Raw genomic sequence first — 20895 nt, forward strand, 5'->3', positions numbered from 1 at the left:
TTGACGACGCCCCGGTGGTTACCGCGGGCGGGAGCACCCGTGGGGCGGGGCGCGGCGTGCGCCCCGCCCTTCGCCGTCAGAAGAGTCCCGTCGCCTGCGGGTCGTAGGAGACGAGCACGTTCTTGACCTGCTGGTAGTGGCTGAGCGCCATCAGGTGGGTCTCGCGTCCGATGCCGGACTCCTTGTATCCGCCGAAGGCCGCGTGCGCCGGGTAGTTGTGGTACTGGTTCACCCACACCCGGCCGGCGTGGATGGCGCGCGCGGCGCGGTAGATGGTCATCGACTGCCGCGACCACACCCCGGCGCCGAGGCCGTAGTTGGTGTCGTTGGCGATCGCCACGGCCTCGTCGAAGTCGCGGAACGTCGCCACCGAGAGCACCGGGCCAAAGATCTCCTCGCGGAAGATGCGCATCGAGTTGTCGCCGAGGAAGACCGTCGGCTCGACGTAGTAGCCGCCCTCGGTGCCCTCGGGCTGCGCGGCCTTCCCGCCGATGAGCGTCTTCGCACCCTCGGAGGGGCCGACGTCGAGGTAGCCGCAGATCTTGTCCATCTGCTCCTGCGAGGCCTGCGCGCCCATCATCGTGTCGGTGTCCAGCGGGTTGCCGGTGCGGATCTGGCGGACGCGCTCGACGCCGAGCTCGAGGAACTCGTCGGCGATCGACTCGTGGACCAGCGCGCGCGACGGGCAGGTGCACACCTCGCCCTGGTTGAGGGCGAACATGGCGAAGCCCTCGACGGCCTTGTCCCGGAAGGCGTCGTCGGCGTCCATGATGTCGGGGAAGAAGATCGAGGGTGACTTGCCGCCCAGCTCCAGGGTGACCGGGATGATCTTGTCCGCCACGGCCCGGTTGATCATCTTGCCCACCTCGGTCGAGCCGGTGAAGGCGATCTTGCCGATGCGCTCGGAGCCCGAGAGCGCCGCGCCGGCCTCCTCACCGAGACCGTTGACGATGTTGAGCACGCCGTCGGGGACGATGTCCGCGATCAGCTCCGCGACCAGCAGGATCGACGCCGGGGTCTGCTCGGCCGGCTTGAGCACCACGGCGTTGCCGGCGGCCAGGGCGGGCGCGAGCTTCCAGGAGGCCATGAGGATGGGGAAGTTCCACGGGATGATCTGCGCGACCACGCCGATCGGCTCGTGGAAGTGGTAGGCGACGGTGTCGTGGTCGATCTGGCTGGTGCGGTCCTCCTGGGCGCGCAGCGCACCCGCGAAGTAACGGAAGTGGTCGACGGCCAGCGGCAGGTCCGCGGCGAGCGTCTCGCGCACCGCCTTGCCGTTGTCCCAGGTTTCGGCGACGGCGAGGGCCTCGAGGTTCTCCTCGATGCGGTCGGCGATGCGCAGCAGCACGTTCGCGCGCTCGGCCGGGGAGGTGCGTCCCCAGGCGTCCTTGGCGGCGTGCGCGGCGTCGAGCGCGGCCTCGACGTCCGGCGCGGTCGAGCGCGGCACCTCGCAGAAGACCCTGCCGGTCACGGGGCTGATGTTCTCCAGGTAGCGGCCCTCGGCGGGCGGCACCCACTCGCCGCCGATGAAGTTCTCGTAGCGGGGCCGGAAGTTGACGACGGCACCCTCGGTGCCGGGATTCGCGTAGACGGTCACGGTCGGCGTCCTTTCGGTAGGGGCGGAAAGTTGTTTCGTGAACAACAGGTGTGACCGCCGACACTACCGAAAGATTGACGACGTCGCGCCGGCCCCGCGGCGTGCAGCCGCCCGCGCGGTGCGTGGCCGCCCGGAGCGGCGGGTGCCCGCGCCCCGCGGGGACGCTGGCGCCCTGCGCGGACGCTTACGCCTTGCGCACCGAGTACAGGCGCTTGTTGACGAACTCGTCCATGCCGACCGGTCCGAGCTCGCGGCCGTAGCCCGAGCGCTTTACCCCGCCGAAGGGCATGTCCTCCGACTCCGGGGCGGCGCCGTTGACGCCGGTCATGCCCGCGCGCAGCTTCGCACCGACGGCCTCGGCGCGGCCGGGTTCGGTGGCGTAGACCGTCGAGCCGAGCCCGTACTGGGTGTCGTTGGCCAGCTCGAGGGCCTCCTCGTCGCTCTCGACGCGGAAGATCGTGATGACCGGGCCGAAGAACTCCTCGTAGTAGATGTCGCTGCCGCGCGGGACGTCGGTGAGCACGGCGGGGGAGACGTAGAAGCCGTCGCCGAAGGCGCCCTCGACCAGGCGTTCGCCGCCGATGCGCAGCTGCGCGCCGGCCGAGACCGCGCGGGTGAGCTGCTCCTCGATGGTGTCGGCGGCCTTCCGCGAGGACAGCGGGCCGTAGGTGTCCTCCTCGCCGTCGGCCGGGTCGCCCGGGCTGAGTGCCGCGACGCGCGCGATGACGGCGTCGACGAAGCGGTCGTAGATGTCCGCCGAGACGATGATGCGCTTGTTGGAGTTGCAGGCCTGGCCGGCGTTCTCGAGGCGCACGCCCACCGCCTTGGCGGCGTCCTTCTCGATGTCGTCGCTCGACAGCAGGATCCACGGGTCCGAGCCGCCGAGCTCGAGGACGGCCTTCTTGAGGTGACGGCCGGCCTGCTCGGCCACGGCGGCGCCGGCGCGCTCGGAGCCGGTCAGCGAGACCCCCTGGATTCGGGGGTCGGCGATGATCTCGCTGACCTGCTCGTGGCCGGCGAAGATGTTGCGGTAGACGCCCTCGGGCACCCCGGCCTCGCGCAGCGCGGCCTCGATGGCGAGCGCGCAGCCGGGCGTCGACTCGGCGTGCTTGAGCAGGATGGTGTTGCCCAGGACCAGGTTCGGCGCGACGAAGCGGGCGACCTGGTAGAGCGGGTAGTTCCACGGCATGATGCCCAGCAGCGGGCCGACGGGCAGGTGCTGGAGCACGGTGCGCTCCTTGTCGGTGTCGGAGAGGACCTGCTCAGCGGCGAATTCGGGGCCGTGCTCGGCGTAGTAGGCGAAGATGTCGGCGGCCAGCTCGGCCTCGCCGGCGGCCTCGGGTGCGGGCTTGCCCATCTCCCGGGTGACCTGGGCGGCGAGCTCGTCGCCGCGCTCGCGCAGCACCTCGGACACGCGGCGGGCGACCTCGGCGCGCTCCTCGATCGGGCGCGCCGCCCAGGAGCCGAAGGCCTCGTCGGCGGCGGCCAGGGCGGCGGAGAGGTCCTCGGCGGTGATGTGGGGGTATTCGTCGAGGAGCTCACCGGTGGTGGGGTTGACCGAGCGGTAGGCGGGTGCGTTCACGTGCTCTTTCCTTTCCGTGGTGTTGCGGGTACGGTCGCGGCTGGGGCATGGCGTTCGGTGACCGGTTTCACAACCACGATAGACATGTAACCGAAATTTGGCCCTGACAATCGGGGACTTAACTGGCAACGGATGCCAAATGCCTGTCGGGCTATGTATCGTTGTTGCCTGAATAAAAACGCGGCCGGACGGCCGTGACGCGATACGAGACAGTCGGTGTTCACCGACGGGTAAGGAGGGGTGATGAGCGCACGTAAACGTCGGCGCGGACGGCCCCCGGGCCTGACCCGGAAGGTGATCGGCGCGGCGGCGATGGAGATCGTCGAGGCTGACGGCGCTTCCGCGCTGACCATGGTCCGGCTCGCCGAGAAGCTGGGGGTGGCCCCGTCCGCCCTCTACAACCACATCTCGGGCAAGGACCAGCTGCTCGTCTTCGTCCAGGACGAGGTTCTCTCCCGGGTCGACACCTCCGCCCTCGCGGAGCTCGCGCGGACGGTGCGCGCCGACGGTGCGAGACCGGCCGGGCGGGATCGGGGGCTCCCGGAAAACCACGGGCTTTCCCGTGCCGCCGGGGACACCGGTTCCGCCGACGCCCCGCGGTCCCGCGGGAAGCAGCTGCGCGCCGCGCTCGAGCACTGGGCGCGGTCCTACCGCACGGTGCTGGCCGAGCAGCACGAGCTGATCCCCCTGATCGCCACGCTGCCGGTGGCCGGCTCGCCGAACATCCGGAACATGTACGAGGTCGTCGCCCGTGCCATGCTCGCCGGCGGCATCCCGGACCACGACGTCGTGCCGGTCATCGTGGCCTTCGAGAACTTCCTCTTCGGTGCCGCGATGGACTACAACGCCCCGCCGACGATCTTCACCGCCGGCCCGGGCGACGTGGTCACCCCGGCCTTCGCGCGCGTGCTCGACGCCTACACCGGCGTCATTGACGGGGGAGCGGCCGCCACCGGGCGCTCCGAGGCCCCCGCGGACCCCGGGGAACTGATCGACGACAGCTCCGCGGCCGCCGCCGGCCTGGCCGGCCAGGTCGAGGACCTCGAGTCAGCCATCGAGGGCGCGCGTAACCCCTACGCCGCGGTGCCCGTAGAGTGGGGCCTCGGGCGGCTGCTCGACGGCGTGGAGCAGATCGTCGAGGACGCCGAGGGCTGACGCCTTCGCGGCGGTGGCCGGGTCCCGTCCCGCGGTGGGAGGCCGGCCCCGCTGCACCGCCTCGGTGCTAGTCCCGCCGCACCGCGTGGGTGCTAACCCCGCCGCACCGACTAGGTGCTAACCCCGCCCCGCGCGGAGCTCCTGATACCCCTCGCCCCATTCGGCGAGCGCGTTGAGGACGGGGGAGAGGCTCGCGCCCAGCTCGGTCAGTTCATAGACCACGCGCGGGGGAACCTCGGGGTAGGCGGTGCGGGTCAGCAGGCCGTCGTCGGCCATCTCCCGCAGGTTCGTGGTGAGCATCTTCTGGCTGACGCCGTCGATGTTCGCCTTGAGCTCGCCGAAGCGCAGCGGCCCGCGCCGCAGCTCGCGCAGGATGAGCACCTTCCACTTCTTGCCGATGACCGCCAACGACGTCTCGACCGGGCACGCCGGCAGGTCTGAGGCGGCGATGCGCGTCGTCTTTGTGCCGGTTGAAGCCATGAGTTACCTCCGGGTGCCTCGGTTTCCATTTGCTGCCTAGTTACCAAAAGATACTACAGTCGCTTGACGACGGCGCGGGTACCCCACCTGCGCCGGTACAGAACGCACTGCGGGACGAGCCTCGCGAGAGAAGCAGGGTCGGCCGAGAGCAGTGCAGGCAGAGATCAGCGCAGTCAAAGAACCGTGCAAGACAGAAGGAGTTCAACCATGAAGTTCGCAGTCATCGGAGCGAACGGCAAGGCCGGTAGCCGCATCGCCGCCGAGGCCACCTCGCGCGGGCACGACGTCACCGCCGTGGTGCGTCGGGCCAACGAGTCCGAGGCGGCGCACGAGCTGCGCCGGGACGCAGCGGAGCTGACCGCCGAGGACCTCTCCGGCTTCGACGTCGTCGTCGACGCCCTGTCCTTCCCGCTCGACGCGCAGGACCAGCACGCGGCCACCGTGACCACCATCGCCGACGCCCTGGCCGGCACCGACACCCGCCTCATCGTCGTCGGCGGCGCGGGCAGCCTCTTCGTCGACGAGGCGCACTCGAAGATGCTCGCCGAGACCCCGGACTTCCCCGAGGCCTTCCTCCCGGTCGCCCGCGGCCAGATCCGCCAGCTCGAGGTGCTGCGCGGCCGTGAGGACGTCCGCTGGACGTTCATCAGCCCGGCCGCGGACTTCCGCGCCGACGGCGAGCGCACCGGCGAGTACGTCCAGGCCGGCGAGGAGTTCACCACCGACGCCGAGGGCGACTCGGCGATCTCCTACGCCGACTATGCCGTCGGTCTCGTCGACGAGGCCGAGGCCGACGGCGACGCCGCGCACGTCAACGAGCGCATCTCGCTGCGCTGGTAGTTCAGTTAGCGCCTAGCTCTGGTACGCGCCGCGGTCCAGCGTGTCGCACTGCGCCATCTCGCCGGAGTTGTAGCCGGCGAGGAAGGCCTCCTGGCGCTGCTGCGAGGAGCCGTGGGTGAAGGCCTCGGGGTTGACCTCGCCGCCGCTGCGGCGCTGGATGTTGTCGTCGCCGACGGCGCCGGCGGTCTCGACGGCGGAGGCCAGCTGGTCCTTCGAGATCGGCTCGAGGTCGCCGCCGTTCTCGGCGTCCGCGTAGTGGGCCCAGATGCCGCCGTAGCAGTCGGCCTGCAGCTCGATCTTCACCGCGTTCGAGTCCTCGCCGGGGTTCTCGTAGTCCGAGAGCCCGAGGGTGCCCTCGAGGTTCTGGATGTGGTGGCCGAACTCGTGGGCGACGATGTACTCCTGCGCCAGCGGGGCGTTCTCGCCGCCGAGCTGGCCGAGCTGTTCGAAGAAGGAGACGTCCAGGTACAGCGTCTGGTCGGCCGGGCAGTAGAACGGGCCGGTCTGTGCGGAGGCGAAACCGCAGCCGGTCTGCACCGAGTCGCGGAAGATCTCCACGCCCGGCTTCTCGTAGGTGATGCCGGCCTGCTCGGGCAGCACCTTGTCCCAGACCTCGTCGACCGAGTAGGCGGTGTAGAGCACGCGGCAGTCGTCGTGCTCGTTGGCGTCCGCGCCCGTCTCGCAGTGGTCGAGGTCGTAGGCCTGCGCGCCCTGCTCCGCCTGGCCCTGGTCGGCGCCCCCGCCGCCCAGACCGATGTCCGCCGGATTGCCGCCGAGGAGGAGGAAGAGGCCGACGAGCACCAGGCCGCCGAGCCCGCCGCCCACGGCGATACCGCCGCGGCGACCCCCGGAGGAGGTGCTCACTCGGTCGGTGCTGCGCTGGAGGTCACCACGGAAAGTCATGGACTGATCATGCCACACGCCCACTGCACGGGCGCGGCCGGCGGGAGGGTAAACTGTGCGGACGTATTCTGGCATCTTACGAGGAAAGGACGTGTGGCCTCGTGCTGCGCACTCATCTCGCGGGGGAACTCCGCAAAGACCACGCCGGTGAGACGGTCACCCTGACCGGTTGGGTGGCCCGTCGTCGCGACCACGGCGGCGTCATCTTCATCGACCTGCGCGACCGCTCCGGCGTCGCCCAGGTCGTCTTCCGTGAGTCGGAGGTCGCCGAGCGCGCCCACGACCTGCGCAGTGAGTACTGCATCAAGGTCACCGGCGTGGTCGAGGCCCGCCCCGAGGGCTCGGAGAACCCGAACCTGCCCTCCGGCGCCATCGAGGTCAACGTCTCCGAGCTGGAGATCCTCAATCCCTCGGCGGCCCTGCCGTTCCAGATCGACGACCCGTCCGCCTCCGGTGAGGTCGGCGAGGAGACGCGCCTGAAGTACCGCTACCTCGACCTGCGTCGCCACGACCAGCACGAGGCGCTGCGCCTGCGCTCCAAGGCCAACCACGCCGCCCGCGCCGTCCTCGACGCCCACGACTTCACCGAGATCGAGACCCCGACGCTGACGCGCTCCACCCCGGAGGGCGCCCGCGACTTCCTCGTGCCCGCCCGCCTGAAGCCGGGCAGCTGGTACGCCCTGCCGCAGTCCCCGCAGCTGTTCAAGCAGCTGCTGATGGTCGCAGGCATGGAGCGCTACTACCAGATCGCCCGCTGCTACCGCGACGAGGACTTCCGCGCCGACCGCCAGCCCGAGTTCACCCAGCTCGACATCGAGATGAGCTTCGTCGACCAGGAGGACATCATCGCCCTGGCCGAGGAGATCGTCACCGAGCTGTGGAAGCTCATCGGCTACGAGGTCAAGACCCCGATCCCGCGCATGACCTACGAGGAGGCCATGCGCCGCTACGGCTCCGACAAGCCGGACCTGCGCTTCGACATCGAGATCACCGAGTGCACCGACTTCTTCAAGGACACCACCTTCCGCGTGTTCCAGAACGAGTACGTCGGCGCGGTGGTCATGGACGGCGGCGCCTCGCAGCCGCGCCGTCAGCTCGACGCCTGGCAGGACTGGGCCCGCCAGCGCGGCGCCAAGGGCCTGGCCTACATCCTCGTCGGCGAGGACGGCGAGCTCTCCGGCCCGGTGGCCAAGAACATCACGGACGCCGAGCGCGCCGGCATCGCCGAGCACGTCGGCGCCAAGCCGGGCGACTGCATCTTCTTCGCCGCCGGCGAGACCAAGTCCTCGCGCGCCCTGCTGGGTGCCGCCCGTGGCGCCATCGCGGAGAAGCTGGGCCTGATCAAGGACGGCGACTGGGCCTTCACCTGGGTCGTCGACGCCCCGATGTTCGAGCCGTCCGCCGACGCGACCGCGTCCGGCGACGTCGCCCTGGGCCACTCCGCCTGGACCGCCGTGCACCACGCCTTCACCTCGCCGAAGCCGGAGTACCTCGACACCTTCGACAAGGACCCGGGCAGCGCGCTGGCCTACGCCTACGACATCGTCTGCAACGGCAACGAGATCGGCGGCGGCTCCATCCGTATCCACCAGCGCGACGTCCAGGAGCGCGCCTTCCAGGTCATGGGCATCACCGAGGAGGAGGCCCGCGCGAAGTTCGGCTTCCTGCTCGACGCCTTCGCCTTCGGCGCCCCGCCGCACGGCGGCATCGCCTTCGGCTGGGACCGCATCGTCAGCCTGCTCGGCGGCTTCGACTCCATCCGCGACGTCATCGCCTTCCCGAAGTCGGGCGGCGGCGTGGACCCGCTGACCGACGCCCCGGCGCCGATCACCGCGGAGCAGCGCCGCGAGTCCGGCATCGACGCCAAGCCGAAGAAGAAGGGCGGCCAGGACGACAAGGCCGCCGCGGCCGAGAAGAAGGCCCAGCCCGAGAAGTAGCAGTACACCGCGGTCCGGCCCGCTGACGCGGAGCCGGTCCCCACACCGACGCGCCGCCGGCCGCCCCAGGGCAGCCGGCGAACCGTTGCCCGCAGCGCGCGGCGGGAGGACAATGGAGTCCCCCCGCCGCGTTCTCGCGCGCGGGACGTGTGCAACACAAGGAGAAGTCCGCCCGTGCCCACCGAACCCAGAACCCCCGCAGTCCCGGACATCGAGGAGATCTGCAGATCCGCGGAGCGCCAGCTCGCCCGGCGCTTCGGCGGCACCCAGAAGATCACCGGCTCCGAGGAACTGCACGGTACGGGCAACTCGGTCGTGCTGCGCGTGCGGCTGGCGGCCAACCCCTTCCTCCAGGAACGCAGCCTGGTGGTCAAGTACATCCCGGTCACCGACGACGAGCTCGACGACGCCGCGCTCGTGCGCGAGATCGTGGCCTACCAGTTCACCACCTCGCTGCCCGAGGAGGCCCGACCCGGCCCGGTGCTGCTCGCCTACGACATCGACGAGCGCACCATCGTCATCTCCGACTCCGGCGACGGCGACACCTTCGCCGACCTGCTGGACACCGGCGATGCCGAGGATCGCCTCCAGATCCTGCGCAACCTGGGCCAGGCCCTCGGCCGCATGCACGCGGCGACCGCCGAGCGCGAGCAGGACTTCGAGACCCTGCGCACCCGGCTGGGGCGCACCTACCCGGACGCGGCCTCCGTCAACCGCTACCGCTCCACGGCCCACCGCTTCGTCATCGACCGCGGCATGGAGCTCATCCGCTCCGTCGGGATCACCGTCCCCGGTCCCGTCGAGGAGCTCGGCCGCGAGGCGGCCAAGCGTCTGCAGGGCGGGCGCCGCGCCTTCACCCCGATCGACCTCTCGCCCGACAACATCATCGTCGCCGGACGCACCCAGTTCCTGGACTACGAGTGGGCGGCCTTCCGCGACGTCGGCTTCGACCTGGCCTCGGTCATCTCCGGCTTCCCGGGCTTCTTGACCACCCGCCCGATCAGCGACGACGAGGCCGACGTCTTCGTCGACGCCTGGACGCACGAGGTCGACCAGATCTGGCCGACCGTGCGCGACGACCACGCCCTGCACGGCCGGCTCGTCACCGCGCTGCTCGGCGTGGCCCTGGCCGAGGTGGCCAACCTGCACTACGGCTCCTCGCACAACGTCGTCGACGCCGTCGCGGCCGCCGCCGGTGACGCCTCCATCGGGCGCTACCCGGAGGACGTCACCCCGGCCGAGCGCCTGCTGGCCGCCCCGGGCAGCCTCGACTTCTCGGACGCCGAGCTGATGCTGCGCCGCGACCTCTTCGAGACCTTCGAGGCGCTGGCCCGCTTCGCCGGCCGCGAGGCGACCTGCCGCCAGGCGGACCCGCGCACCCGCGTGGTCACCGGTTTCGCCGAGGCGCTGGCCGAGCTCCTCGACGACTCCGACGCCGCCCTGGGCATCGACGCCGACCGTGACTCCGCGCCCGGCGCCGAGGACCACCGCGACCCCGAGGCCAGGTGACCGGCTCCTTGGCACAGGACGCACTCTTCGGCTCCGGCGACGCGAACGCCGACGGCCCCGGCGGCCCCGGAGCGGGCGGCCCCGGGCGCAGCGGGGCGGAGTACTTCTCCGTCGACGCCAACGCCCCGCTCGCGGCCCGGATGCGCCCGCGCACGCTCGACGAGGTCCTCGGCCAGCGTCACCTGCTCGGCGAGGGCACCCCGCTGCGCCGCCTGATCGAGGGCCAGGGCGACTCCTCGGTGATCCTCTACGGCCCGCCCGGCACCGGCAAGACCACGATCGCCTCGCTGATCAGCACCTCCACCGGGCGCGACTTCATCGCCCTGTCGGCCCTGAACTCCGGGGTCAAGCAGATCCGCGAGGTCATCGACCGGGCCCGGCGCGAGTTGATCGCCGGCCGCCGCACCGTCCTCTTCATCGACGAGGTCCACCGCTTCTCGCGGACCCAGCAGGACGCCCTGCTGGCCGCCGTGGAGAACCGCACCGTGCTGCTCGTGGCCGCCACCACCGAGAACCCGTCCTTCTCCGTCGTCTCTCCGCTGCTCTCGCGCTCGCTTCTGCTGCAGCTGAAGCCCCTGAGCGACGACGACCTCGCCGAACTGGTCCGCCGCGCCGCCGCCGACGAGCGCGGCCTGGCCGGGCGCATCACGCTCTCCGACGACGCCGTCGCCCAGCTGGTGCGCCTCGCCGCCGGCGACGCCCGGCGCGTGCTGACCTACCTGGAGGCCTCCGCCGAGGCCGTCGCCGACGGCGGCGAGCTCGACGTGGAGACCATCCGCGAGAACGTCAACCGCGCGGTGGTGCGCTACGACCGCGACGGCGACCAGCACTACGACATCACCAGCGCCTTCATCAAGTCCATCCGCGGCTCCGACGTCGACGCCGCCCTGCACTACCTGGCCCGCATGATCGAGGGTGGGGAGGACCCCCGCTTCATCGCCCGCCGCCTCGTCGTCCACGCCAGCGAGGACATCGGCATGGCGGACCCGACGGCCCTGCAGACCGCCGTGGCCGCCGCCGACGCCGTGCAGTTCATCGGCATGCCCGAGGGGCGCCTCGCGCTGGCCCAGGCCACGATCCACCTGGCCACGGCGCCGAAGTCCAACGGCGTGATCCGCGCGATCGACGCGGCGTTGTCCGACGTCCGCGCCGGCAAGGTCGGCCCCGTCCCGCCGCACCTGCGCGACGGCCACTACTCGGGCGCGAAGGACCTCGGCAACGCCGTGGGCTACGTCTACCCGCACGACGACGCGCGCGGCGTCGTCAAGCAGCGCTACATCCCGGAGGAGCTCGACGACGCCGTCTACTACGCGCCCACCGACCACGGTGCGGAGAAACGTGTGAGCGCGCTCGTCGACTCACTGCGCCGCATCGTGCGCGGGCGTCGTTGATTTCCGACGCCGTGCCGCACGCACGGGCGTGCGACCCGCGCCGCCCGGCGGGGGAGCGGCGGGCGGGGCCCGCCGCGTGAGCGTCGCCCGGGTGGCCCCGCCGCGGGAACGTTGCCCGGGTGGCCCCGCCGCGGGAACGTTGCCCGGGTGGCCCCGCCGCGGGAACGTCGCCCGGGTGGGGAACTGACGCGAGCGGTCGACGGGGTAAAGTGTGCTTCCGACCCGCGGGCGGCGCCGAGGCAACTCGGGCGCCCCGCACACCCGACAGATGCAAGGAAGACCCCGTCGTGCAGACACATGAGATCCGGGAGCGGTTCACCAACCACTTCGTGAAGGCCGGCCACACGCCCGTGCCCAGCGCCTCGCTGATCCTCGACGACCCGAATCTGCTGTTCGTCAACGCCGGCATGGTGCCGTTCAAGCCCTACTTCCTCGGCCAGCAGACGCCGCCCTTCCCGAGCGGCACCGCGACCTCGATCCAGAAGTGCGTGCGCACCCTCGACATCGACGAGGTCGGCATCACCACCCGCCACAACACCTTCTTCCAGATGGCGGGCAACTTCTCCTTCGGCCAGTACTTCAAGGAGGGTGCCATCACCCACGCCTGGACCCTGCTGACCGGTCCGGTGGCGGAGGGCGGCTTCGGCCTGGACCGCGAGCGGCTGTGGGTGACCGTCTACGAGAACGACGACGAGGCCGCCGACATCTGGCACGAGAAGATGGGCGTGCCCCGCGAGCGCATCCAGCGCCTCGGCATGGCCGACAACTACTGGTCCATGGGCGTGCCCGGCCCCTGCGGCCCCTGCTCGGAGATCTACTACGACCGCGGCCCCGAGTACGGCCGTGAGGGCGGCCCGGTCGCCGACGACAACCGCTACATGGAGATCTGGAACCTGGTCTTCATGGAGAAGGAGCGCGGCGAGGGCATCGGCAAGGACGACTTCGAGATCCTCGGCGACCTGCCCAAGAAGAACATCGACACCGGCCTCGGCGTCGAGCGCGTCGCCTGCATCCTGCAGGGCGTGGACAACGTCTACGAGACCGACCTGCTGCGCCCGGTCATCGACGTCGCCGAGACCGTCACCGGCTCCACCTACGAGGACCCGGCGGCCGACCGTGCCGACGACATCCGCTTCCGCGTGATCGCCGACCACTCGCGCACGGCCATGATGCTCATCCTCGACGGCGTCAGCCCCTCCAACGAGGGTCGCGGCTACATCCTGCGCCGCCTGCTGCGCCGCATCATCCGCTCCGCCCGCCTGCTGGGCGCCACCGGCGCGACCATGGAGAAGTTCATGACCACGATCATGGACACCATGGAGCCGTCCTTCCCGGAGATCGCCCGCAACCGCGAGCGCATCCTGCACGTCGCCGTCGGCGAGGAGGACACCTTCCTGCGCACCCTGGCCTCCGGCACCCGCCTGTTCGAGCAGACCGCCGAGAGCCTCAAGGGCAAGGGCGCGGCCACCGTCCCCGGTGCGCGCGCCTTCGAGCTGCACGACACCTACGGCTTCCCGATCGACCTGACCCTCGAGATGGCCCACGAGGCCGGCCTCGAGGTCGACATGGACGGCTTCGAGGCCGCCATGGCCGAGCAGAAGGCCCGCGCCAAGGCCGACAACCGCGCCAAGAAGCACGGCCACACCGACCTCTCCGTCTACCGCGAGTTCGTCGACTCCCACCCGACCGTCTTCCACGGCTACGAGGACCTCACCGGCTCCGCCAAGGTCCTCGGCCTGGTCTCCGGCGGCAAGCTGGTCAACGAGGCCCACGAGGGCGACGAGGTCGAGGTCATCCTCGACGCGACCCCGATGTACGCCGAGTCCGGCGGCCAGATGGCCGACCGCGGCACCATCTCCGCCGGCGCGACCACCCTCGACGTCAACGACGTGCAGAAGGTGGGTAAGAAGGTCTGGCTGCACAAGTCCACCGTGGCCGCCGGCGGCCTGGCCGTGGGCGACGAGGTCACCGCCGAGGTCGACGCCGCGTGGCGCCACGGCGCCCGCCAGGCGCACTCGGCGACCCACCTCATCCACGCCGCGCTGCGCGAGATCCTCGGCCCGGACGCCGTCCAGGCCGGCTCGCTCAACCGCCCGGGCTACCTGCGCTTCGACTTCGCCTACACCCACCAGCTTTCCCCGGACCAGCTCCAGCAGATCGAGCTGGTGACCAACCGCGCCGTCGACGCCGACTACGAGGTCAACACCATCGAGACCACCCTGGACAACGCCCTGGACATGGGAGCCATGGCGCTCTTCGGCGAGGCCTACGGCGACAACGTGCGCATGGTCGAGATCGGCGGCCCGTTCTCCCGCGAGCTGTGCGGCGGCACCCACGTCTCGCACTCCTCGCAGATCGGCCCGGTCTCCGTGCTCGGCGAGTCCTCCGTCGGCTCCGGCGCGCGGCGCATCGAGGCCTACTCCGGTCTCGACGCCTTCCGCTTCATGTCCAAGGAGACCGCGCTGGTCTCCGGCGTGGCCGCCGAGCTCAAGGCGCAGAGCGCCGACGTGCCGGACCGCGTGCGCGCCCTGGCCGAGCGCCTCAAGGCCGCCGAGAAGCGCGTCGCCGAGCTCAAGGCCCAGCAGCTGACCGCCCAGACCGCCGACCTGGTCGCCGACGCCGCGCAGGCGGGCACGTTCCGCTTCGTCGGCGCCCGGCTGGACGACGGCGTGACCGGCAAGGAGCTGCGCACCGTCGCCGGCGCCGCCCGCGACCGCCTCGGCTCCGAGCCCGGCGTCGTCGTCTTCGCCTCGAAGGACCCGGAGAAGGGCTCGATGCCGTTCATCGTCGCCGCCAACCCGGCCGCCGTCGAGGCGGGCGCGAAGGCCGGCGACCTGGTCAAGCTGATCGGCGGCTACGTCGACGGCCGCGGTGGCGGCAAGGCCGACATGGCCCAGGGCTCCGGCGGCAAGCCCGAGGGCTTCGACGCCGGCCTCAAGGCCGCCCGCGAGGAGCTCGCCGGCCGCTAGACCCGGGCGCCGTCCCCGCCACGCCCGGGGACGGCCACCGGCGTCCCCGGGGACCCATCAAGTACATTCATCGGTGAGCCCCGTCTCCGCGCGACCGGGCGCGCCTTCCGCGTGCCCGCCGCCTCCGGGGCGTACCGCCGAGTCGAGGAGCGGGCGCGGCACGATCCCGCGCCCTAGGAAGGCCCCCGCTGATGAAGGAGAGCGTCGACACCCCCGGGGTGGACGACCCCGGACGGGGTCGCCGCATCGGCGTCGACGTCGGCACCGTGCGCATCGGGGTCGCCGCCAGCGACTCCGACGGCAGCCTGGCCACCCCCGTGGAGACCGTCGCCCGCGTCAGCGGGCTGGCGGACCTGCGCGCGGCCGGGCAGGCACCTGCGGCCGCCGACTTCCCGGACGTGGCCCGCGTCGCCGAGATCGCACGCGGGTACCGCGCCGTCGAGATCATCGTCGGCCTGCCGCGCAACCTCTCCGGCCACGGCTCGACCAGCGTGCACCACGCCCGCGCCTTCGCCGCCGTCCTCGCCGCCCTGCTGCCCGGGGTCCCCGTGCGGCTGGCCGACGAGCGATTGACGACGGTCGCGGCGACCACCGCCCTGCGTTCCTCCGGCGTGAGCGCACGCCGCTCACGCGGCGTGATCGACCAGGCGGCCGCCGTCGAGATCCTGCAGACCTGGCTCGACGGACGCCGCACGTACCTGGCACGGGAGACCACCGCGGCGTCGGCAAGCGACGCAGAACGCCCGGCGCGTCCCGCGCCGAGCCCCGCCGACCTCGCGCGGCGCAACCGAAAGACGACAGAGGAGTAAGACCAGCATGTCCCGAACCTCCCGCACCACCCGTCGGACCCGGACGGGGCGTCGCGTCGGCCGGCGCATGGAGCCGCGCTACGTCAAGCGGCGGCAGCGCGGTCTCGCCGTGCTCATCGCAGCCATTGTGCTGATGATCGGCGCCGTCGTCTACATCGGCGTGCGCGTCTCCTCGGGCTCCGGCACCGACTACCAGGGCGAGGGCAACGGCGAGGTCGAGCTCGTCGAGGTCTCCGAGGGCTCCTCGCTCTCCGAGCTCGGCCCCGAACTGGAGGAGCGCGGCATCGTCAAGACCGACGCCGCCTTCCAGTCCGCCGCCATGTCCACCCAGGGTGCGAGCGCCATCGAGCCCGGTTTCTACCGGATGCAGGGCGAGATGAGCGCGCAGGCCGCCGTCGACGCGCTGCTGGACCCGGACAACCGCGTCGAGCTGCTCGACGTGCAGGGCGGCGCGACGCTGATGGACGTCACCGTCGTCGGCGGCGACACCCGCTACGGCATCTACTCGCTGATCTCCCAGTCGCTGTGCGGCGCGCACAACGACGCCGAGGGCTGCATGAGCCCGGAGGAGATCGCCCACGCCGGCGCCACCGCCGACCTGGCCGCGCTCAACGTGCCGGACTGGGCGCGCGAGGCGATCGAGGCCCGCGGCGAGGACCCGCGCCGCCTCGAGGGGCTGATCATGCCCGGCCAGTACGTGCTCAACCCGACCATGAGCGCCGAGGAGATCCTCGCCGACCTGATCGGGCGCTCGGCCGAGCGGTACAACGAGACCGGCATCGTCGAGCGCGCCCAGGCCGTGGGCCTGAGCCCCTACGAGCTGCTGACCGCCGCCTCCCTGGTGGAGCGCGAGTCGCCGGCCGGGGAGTTCGACAAGGTCGCCCGCGTGATCCTCAACCGCCTGGACGAGCCGATGCGCCTCGAGTTCGACTCCACCGTCAACTACGACGTCGCCGAGCAGGAGGTCGCCACCACCGACGAGGACCGCGCGCGCGAGACGCCGTGGAACACCTACGCCAAGGACGGCCTGCCGGACACCCCGATCGCCAGCCCCTCGGCCGAGGCGGTCGAGGCCATGGAGCACCCGGCGGAGGGCAACTGGAAGTTCTTCGTCACCGTCGACTCCGACGGCACCACGGTCTTCAACGACGACTACGACTCGCACCTGGCCGACGTCAACCGGGCCATCGAGTCCGGCGTGCTGGACTCCAACCGCGGCGGGACCCACACCGGCCCCGGCGGGGCCGAGGACGTCGAGCGCGCCGAGGGCGGGGACGCCCCGGGCGAGGCCCCGGCCGAGGGCGCCCCGGCGGACGGCCAGGGTGCCGCCGGCCGCGGCGGCGAGGCGGACCAGCAGTGAGCGGGGAAGAGGAGAGGCGGGAGATCCGCCACCGCGCCGCGGTGCTCGGCGACCCGGTCGAGCACTCGCTGTCGCCCCTGCTGCACAACGCCGGCTACCGCGCCGCCGGCCTGGACGACTGGGAGTACGGGCGCATGCTCTGCCCGCGCGGCGGGCTCGCCGATCTGGTCGGCGGCGCCGGGGCGGAGTACGCCGGGTTCTCGGTGACCATGCCGGGCAAGTTCGAGGCGCTCGACTTCGCCGACGAGGTCACCGACCGCGCCCGCGCCGTGGGCTCGGCCAACACGCTGGTGCGCCTGCCCGCGGGCGGCTGGCGCGCCGACAACACCGACGTCGACGGCGTGCACGGCGCCCTCGACGAGCTGACCGGGCGCAACCCGGAGGGCCCGGCCTCGGAGATCCGCCACGCGGTGCTGCTCGGCGCCGGCGGCACCGCGCACGCGGTGCTCTTCGCGCTCGTCGAGCGCGGCGTCGAGCGCGTCGACGTGGTCAACCGCTCCGACCGCCACTCCGAGCTCGCGGGCCTGGTCGAGGGCTCCGGCACCGAGATGGTCTTCCGCCGCTGGGACGAGGACCTGCGCGCGCTGTCGCTGGCCGCCGACGTGGTCGTCTCCACCGTGCCGGCCAGCATCGCCGACCCCTACGCCGAGGACCTCGGCCACGCCCCGGTGCTCGACGTCGTCTACGACCCGCGCCCGACGAAGCTGTGCGTGGCCGCCGCGGCCAACGGCTTCCTCACCGCCGCCGGCCACGTCATGCTCGCCCATCAGGCCTTCGGGCAGTTCGAGCAGTTCACCGGGGTGGACGCCCCGCGTGAGGAGATGCGCGCGGCGATCGAGGCCGCGGTCTGATATGCAGTAGGGGGACCAGGGGGATCATCGGGGGGATGTATTGGGGGAGACCGCACTGCCCGGCGGCGCCGCCGGCGGCGTCGCGCACAGCGTCGCACACAGCGTCGCGTCCGGTGCCGTCGGCGACGTCGCGCACGGCGTCGCTGCCGGCGTCCTGTGCGCCGTCGCCGTGGCCTGCTGCGCCGCGTGGGCGTCCGCGCTCGTCGTCATCGACCTGCGCCGGCGGCTGCTGCCCGACGCACTGACGCTGCCCGGCGCGGCCGTCGCCGCCCTCGCCGCCGTGGTGCTCGGCCAGCCCTGGGCCATTGTCGGGGGACTGGCCTGGGCGCTGCTCTACCTGGCCGTGGGCCGGCTGATCGGCGGGGTGGGCGGGGGAGACGTCAAGCTCGCCCTCTCACTCGGCACGGCCGCCGCACTCGCCGCGGGCGCGGGCGGCCTGGCCGCCGCCGTGATCGGCTCGAGCGTGCTCACGATCACGGCGATGGCGCTCACCCGCCGCCGGGCGCTGTCGCACGGGCCGGGCATGGTCACGGCCACAGTCCTGGTGTGTTTGGTCGCACAGGTGTTGTGACACAATGTGCCCATGCTTCGATGGACCACAGCTGGAGAATCCCACGGGCAGGCGCTCATCGCCCTGCTCGAGGGCCTGCCCGCGGGCACGCCCGTGGACCGCGCCGAGATCGGCCGCGAACTGGCCCGCCGCCGCCTCGGCCACGGGCGCGGGGCGCGGATGAAGTTCGAGGCCGACGAGCTGACCGTCCTCGGCGGCGCCCGGCACGGGAGGTCCATCGGCGGCCCGCTGGCGATCATGATCGGCAACTCCGAGTGGCCGAAGTGGACCACCGTGATGTCCCCGGACGCGATCGACATGGCGGACCCCGAGACCGCCAAGGCGATGGAGTCCGGCCGCGGGGCGAAGCTGACGCGCCCGCGGCCCGGCCACGCCGACTTCGCCGGCATGGTCAAGTACGGCTTCGACGAGGCCCGCCCGGTCCTCGAGCGCTCCTCGGCCCGCGAGACCGCCGCGCGCGTGGCCGCCGGTGCCGTGGCCAAGGCGTTCCTGCGCGAGACCCTCGGTGTCGAGGTCGTCTCCCACGTCGTGTCCATCGGCGCCTCGGAGCCCTACGCCGGGCCCACCCCGGGCGCGGGCGACCTCGAGCGCATCGACGCCTCGCCCGTGCGTGCCGCGGACAAGGCCGCCGAGGAGTCCATGGTCGCCGAGATCGACTCCGCCAAGAAGGCCGGCGACACCCTCGGCGGCGTGGTCGAGGTCGCCGTCACCGGCCTGCCGGTCGGCCTGGGCACGCACACCACCTGGCGCGACCGCCTCGACGGCCGGCTGGCCCAGGCGCTGATGTCCATCCAGTCCGTCAAGGGCGTCGAGATCGGCGACGGCTTCGCCGAGGCCCGCCGCCGCGGCTCCGAGGCCCACGACGAGATCGTGCGTGAGGACGGCGACCACGAGGTGCACCGCCTGAGCAACCGCGCCGGCGGCCTTGAGGGCGGCATGACCAACGGCCAGCCGCTGATCACCCGCCTGGCGTTCAAGCCCATCTCGACGGTCCCGCGCGCCCTGCGCACCATCGACATGGCCGACGGCTCGCCGGCGAAGGCCATCCACCAGCGCTCCGACGTCTGCGCGGTGCCGGCCGGCGGCGTGGTCGCCGAGGCCATGGTGGCGCTCACCCTGGCCACCACCGTCACGGAGAAGTTCGGCGGTGACTCGCTCGCCGAGACCCGCCGCAATGTCGCGGCCTACCTGGCCGCCGTCGACGAGCGCCTCGCCTTCGGCGCGGGCGCCGCCGCCGACTCCGGTGCAGACACCGAGGACGGTTCGGCTGGTTCCGCGGCCGGCGCCGCCACCGACGAGGAGGCCGCCCGATGAGCGCCCCGAACACCGTGATCCTGGTCGGCCCGCCCGGCGCCGGGAAGTCCACCGTCGCCCGCCGCCTGGCGCGCGCCCTGGGCACCGTGCACACGGACACCGACACCATGATCGAGCAGGCCCGCGGCCGCAGCTGCGGCGAGGTCTTCTCCGAGATCGGCGAGCCCGCCTTCCGCGAGCTCGAGGCCCGCGTCGTCGCCGAGGCCCTGACCCGCGAGGGCGTGGTCAGCCTGGGCGGCGGTGCGGTGACCACGCCCAAGGTCCGCGAGATGCTGGCCAACCACGACGTCGTCTGGATCGACGTCTCCGCCGAGGAGGGCGTGCGCCGCACCGCCGACGAGGCGACCCGCCCGATCCTCGCCTCCGACGACCCGCTGGCGCACTACCGCGACCTGCTCGCCGCGCGCGAGGAGTTCTACCGCGAGGTCTCCGACCTGCACGTGCGCACCGACGGGCGCACCCCGGCCCAGGTCGTCACCGAGGTGCTCGCCGGCCTGGAGAACCTTGCCCCGCGCACCGCGCCCGACTGCGACCTCGAGCGCGTCGCCGTGCGCGGGCCGTCGCCCTACACCGTGACCATCGGCCACGGGCTGACCGACGCGGTGGCCGCACACCTCGTCGACACCGGCGTACACCACGTCGGCGTGGTCCACCAGCCGCCGCTGGCCGCCCGGGCGGACAAGCTCGTCGCCGCCCTGCGCGCCGCCGGCCTCGACGCGCACGCCCTGCCCGTCTCCGACGCCGAGGACGGCAAGACCCTCGAGAGCGCCGGACGCCTGTGGGCCGAGCTCGGCCGCCTCGGCTTCACCCGCGCCGACGCCCTGGTGGGCCTCGGCGGGGGAGCGGCCACCGACCTGGCCGGCTTCGTCGCCGCCTGCTGGATGCGCGGCATCCGGGTCGTCCAGGTGCCCACCACGGTGCTGGCCATGGTCGACGCCGCCGTCGGCGGCAAGACCGGCATCAACACCGAGGCCGGCAAGAACCTCGTGGGCGCCTTCCACGAGCCCTCCGCCGTCTTCTGCGACCTCGACTACCTGGTCGACCTGCCGAGGCGTGAGCTCGTCGCCGGCTCCGCCGAGATCGTCAAGACCGGATTCATCGCCGACCCGGTGATCCTGCGCCGCTACGAGGAGGACCCCGAGGCCGCGCTGCGCGCCGACGGCTCCCTGCCCGAGCTGGTGCGCCGCTCGGTCACCGTCAAGGCCGGCGTGGTGGGCAAGGACCTCAAGGAGTCCGGCCTGCGCGAGATCCTCAACTACGGCCACACCTTCGGCCACGCCGTCGAGCGCCGCGAGAACTACCGCTGGCGCCACGGCGACGCGGTGGCCGTGGGCATGGTCTTCGTCGCCGAGCTCGCCCACGTCCGCGAGCTCATCGACGCCGCCCTGGTCCAGCGCCACCGTGACATCCTCGAGTCCGTGGGCCTTCCGACCGTCTACCGCGACGGCCGGTGGGCGGAGCTGCGCGAGGCGATGAGCCACGACAAGAAGAACCGCGACGGCCGCCTGCGCTTCGTCGCCCTGGACGGCAGGGTCGGCCGCACCACGCGCATTGAGGGTCCCTCCGAGGAGGAGCTGCGCGCGGCCTACGCCGCCGTCGGCGGCACCGACTAGGCGCGGACCGGCCA

General features: G+C 72.2%; 16 protein-coding genes. 12 read left to right on the forward strand and 4 right to left on the reverse strand.

The annotated features are described in order from the left end of the window. Nucleotides 1–76: 76 nt before the first annotated feature. Both exaC and CFRA_RS05125 read right to left on the reverse strand, forming a co-directional pair. Nucleotides 77–1597 (reverse strand): acetaldehyde dehydrogenase ExaC, encoded by a 1521-nt coding sequence (gene exaC, locus CFRA_RS05120; protein WP_075663730.1) that lies wholly within the window; start codon nucleotides 1595–1597, stop codon nucleotides 77–79. 184 nt (nucleotides 1598–1781) lie between these two features. Next, on the reverse strand, nucleotides 1782–3179 hold the full coding sequence (locus tag CFRA_RS05125; RefSeq protein WP_075663731.1) for an aldehyde dehydrogenase family protein: 1398 nt from the start codon (nucleotides 3177–3179) through the stop codon (nucleotides 1782–1784). Between the two features lie 243 nt (nucleotides 3180–3422). Here CFRA_RS05125 and CFRA_RS05130 point away from each other — a divergent pair, with 243 nt between their 5' ends. Further along, on the forward strand, nucleotides 3423–4334 hold the full coding sequence (locus CFRA_RS05130) for a TetR/AcrR family transcriptional regulator (protein WP_075663732.1): 912 nt from the start codon (nucleotides 3423–3425) through the stop codon (nucleotides 4332–4334). A gap of 117 nt (nucleotides 4335–4451) precedes the next feature. Here CFRA_RS05130 and CFRA_RS05135 read toward each other — a convergent pair whose 3' ends face one another. Then, entirely contained in the window at nucleotides 4452–4814 is a 363-nt protein-coding gene (locus CFRA_RS05135) for a winged helix-turn-helix transcriptional regulator (protein ID WP_075663733.1), read from the reverse strand. 207 nt (nucleotides 4815–5021) lie between these two features. Here CFRA_RS05135 and CFRA_RS05140 point away from each other — a divergent pair, with 207 nt between their 5' ends. Further along, complete coding sequence (locus tag CFRA_RS05140) at nucleotides 5022–5654, forward strand: NAD(P)-dependent oxidoreductase (protein ID WP_075663734.1); 633 nt, start codon at nucleotides 5022–5024, stop codon at nucleotides 5652–5654. A 12-nt stretch (nucleotides 5655–5666) separates the two neighbouring features. On the opposite strand, the gene ypfJ is transcribed toward CFRA_RS05140, so the two are convergent. Beyond that, nucleotides 5667–6557 carry a KPN_02809 family neutral zinc metallopeptidase gene (gene ypfJ, locus CFRA_RS05145; RefSeq protein ID WP_075663735.1) on the reverse strand — a complete coding sequence of 297 codons (891 nt, stop codon included), beginning with the start codon at nucleotides 6555–6557 and terminating at the stop codon, nucleotides 5667–5669. A gap of 101 nt (nucleotides 6558–6658) precedes the next feature. Between ypfJ and aspS the strand changes: the two genes are divergently transcribed. The 10 genes from aspS to aroB all read left to right on the forward strand — a co-directional run bounded on the left by aspS (nucleotide 6659) and on the right by aroB (nucleotide 20881). After that, the gene (gene aspS, locus CFRA_RS05150; RefSeq protein WP_075663736.1) at nucleotides 6659–8494 is read left to right on the forward strand and encodes an aspartate--tRNA ligase; all 1836 of its coding nucleotides are present in this window, start codon (nucleotides 6659–6661) and stop codon (nucleotides 8492–8494) included. Between the two features lie 174 nt (nucleotides 8495–8668). After that, a complete protein-coding gene (locus CFRA_RS05155; RefSeq protein WP_075663737.1) occupies nucleotides 8669–10003 on the forward strand; it encodes a phosphotransferase family protein in 1335 nt (444 codons plus the stop codon). An 8-nt stretch (nucleotides 10004–10011) separates the two neighbouring features. Continuing rightward, on the forward strand, nucleotides 10012–11394 hold the full coding sequence (locus tag CFRA_RS05160; RefSeq protein ID WP_075664890.1) for a replication-associated recombination protein A: 1383 nt from the start codon (nucleotides 10012–10014) through the stop codon (nucleotides 11392–11394). A gap of 287 nt (nucleotides 11395–11681) precedes the next feature. Beyond that, nucleotides 11682–14363, forward strand: coding sequence for an alanine--tRNA ligase (alaS, locus tag CFRA_RS05165; protein ID WP_075663738.1), 2682 nt, complete (start codon nucleotides 11682–11684; stop codon nucleotides 14361–14363). A 191-nt stretch (nucleotides 14364–14554) separates the two neighbouring features. Further along, a complete protein-coding gene (ruvX, locus tag CFRA_RS05170; protein WP_075663739.1) occupies nucleotides 14555–15172 on the forward strand; it encodes a Holliday junction resolvase RuvX in 618 nt (205 codons plus the stop codon). A gap of 67 nt (nucleotides 15173–15239) precedes the next feature. Further along, complete coding sequence (mltG, locus tag CFRA_RS05175) at nucleotides 15240–16532, forward strand: endolytic transglycosylase MltG (RefSeq protein ID WP_075663740.1); 1293 nt, start codon at nucleotides 15240–15242, stop codon at nucleotides 16530–16532. Then, the gene (locus CFRA_RS05180) at nucleotides 16529–17383 is read left to right on the forward strand and encodes a shikimate dehydrogenase (RefSeq protein WP_245797699.1); all 855 of its coding nucleotides are present in this window, start codon (nucleotides 16529–16531) and stop codon (nucleotides 17381–17383) included. The genes mltG and CFRA_RS05180 overlap by 4 nt, the downstream gene beginning before the upstream one ends. A 40-nt stretch (nucleotides 17384–17423) precedes the next feature. Next, complete coding sequence (locus CFRA_RS05185) at nucleotides 17424–17954, forward strand: prepilin peptidase (protein WP_245797700.1); 531 nt, start codon at nucleotides 17424–17426, stop codon at nucleotides 17952–17954. 12 nt (nucleotides 17955–17966) lie between these two features. Beyond that, nucleotides 17967–19268, forward strand: a complete 1302-nt coding sequence (aroC, locus tag CFRA_RS05190) for a chorismate synthase (RefSeq protein WP_083666853.1) — start codon at nucleotides 17967–17969, stop codon at nucleotides 19266–19268. After that, nucleotides 19265–20881 carry a 3-dehydroquinate synthase gene (aroB, locus tag CFRA_RS05195; protein ID WP_075663741.1) on the forward strand — a complete coding sequence of 539 codons (1617 nt, stop codon included), beginning with the start codon at nucleotides 19265–19267 and terminating at the stop codon, nucleotides 20879–20881. Before aroC ends, aroB begins: the two co-directional genes overlap by 4 nt. Nucleotides 20882–20895: the final 14 nt, after the last annotated feature.

It is taken from the genome of Corynebacterium frankenforstense DSM 45800 (assembly GCF_001941485.1).
Classification (GTDB): domain Bacteria; phylum Actinomycetota; class Actinomycetes; order Mycobacteriales; family Mycobacteriaceae; genus Corynebacterium; species Corynebacterium frankenforstense.

Coding starts and splice junctions, on each gene's coding strand:
- CFRA_RS05140 (WP_075663734.1), top strand. CDS start 5,022: ATGAAGTTCGCAGTCATCGGAGCGAACGGCAAGGCCGGTAGCCGCATC.
- aroB (WP_075663741.1), top strand. CDS start 19,265: ATGAGCGCCCCGAACACCGTGATCCTGGTCGGCCCGCCCGGCGCCGGG.
- CFRA_RS05130 (WP_075663732.1), top strand. CDS start 3,423: ATGAGCGCACGTAAACGTCGGCGCGGACGGCCCCCGGGCCTGACCCGG.
- aroC (WP_083666853.1), top strand. CDS start 17,967: ATGCTTCGATGGACCACAGCTGGAGAATCCCACGGGCAGGCGCTCATC.
- ruvX (WP_075663739.1), top strand. CDS start 14,555: ATGAAGGAGAGCGTCGACACCCCCGGGGTGGACGACCCCGGACGGGGT.
- mltG (WP_075663740.1), top strand. CDS start 15,240: ATGGAGCCGCGCTACGTCAAGCGGCGGCAGCGCGGTCTCGCCGTGCTC.
- CFRA_RS05135 (WP_075663733.1), bottom strand. CDS start 4,814: ATGGCTTCAACCGGCACAAAGACGACGCGCATCGCCGCCTCAGACCTG.
- ypfJ (WP_075663735.1), bottom strand. CDS start 6,557: ATGACTTTCCGTGGTGACCTCCAGCGCAGCACCGACCGAGTGAGCACC.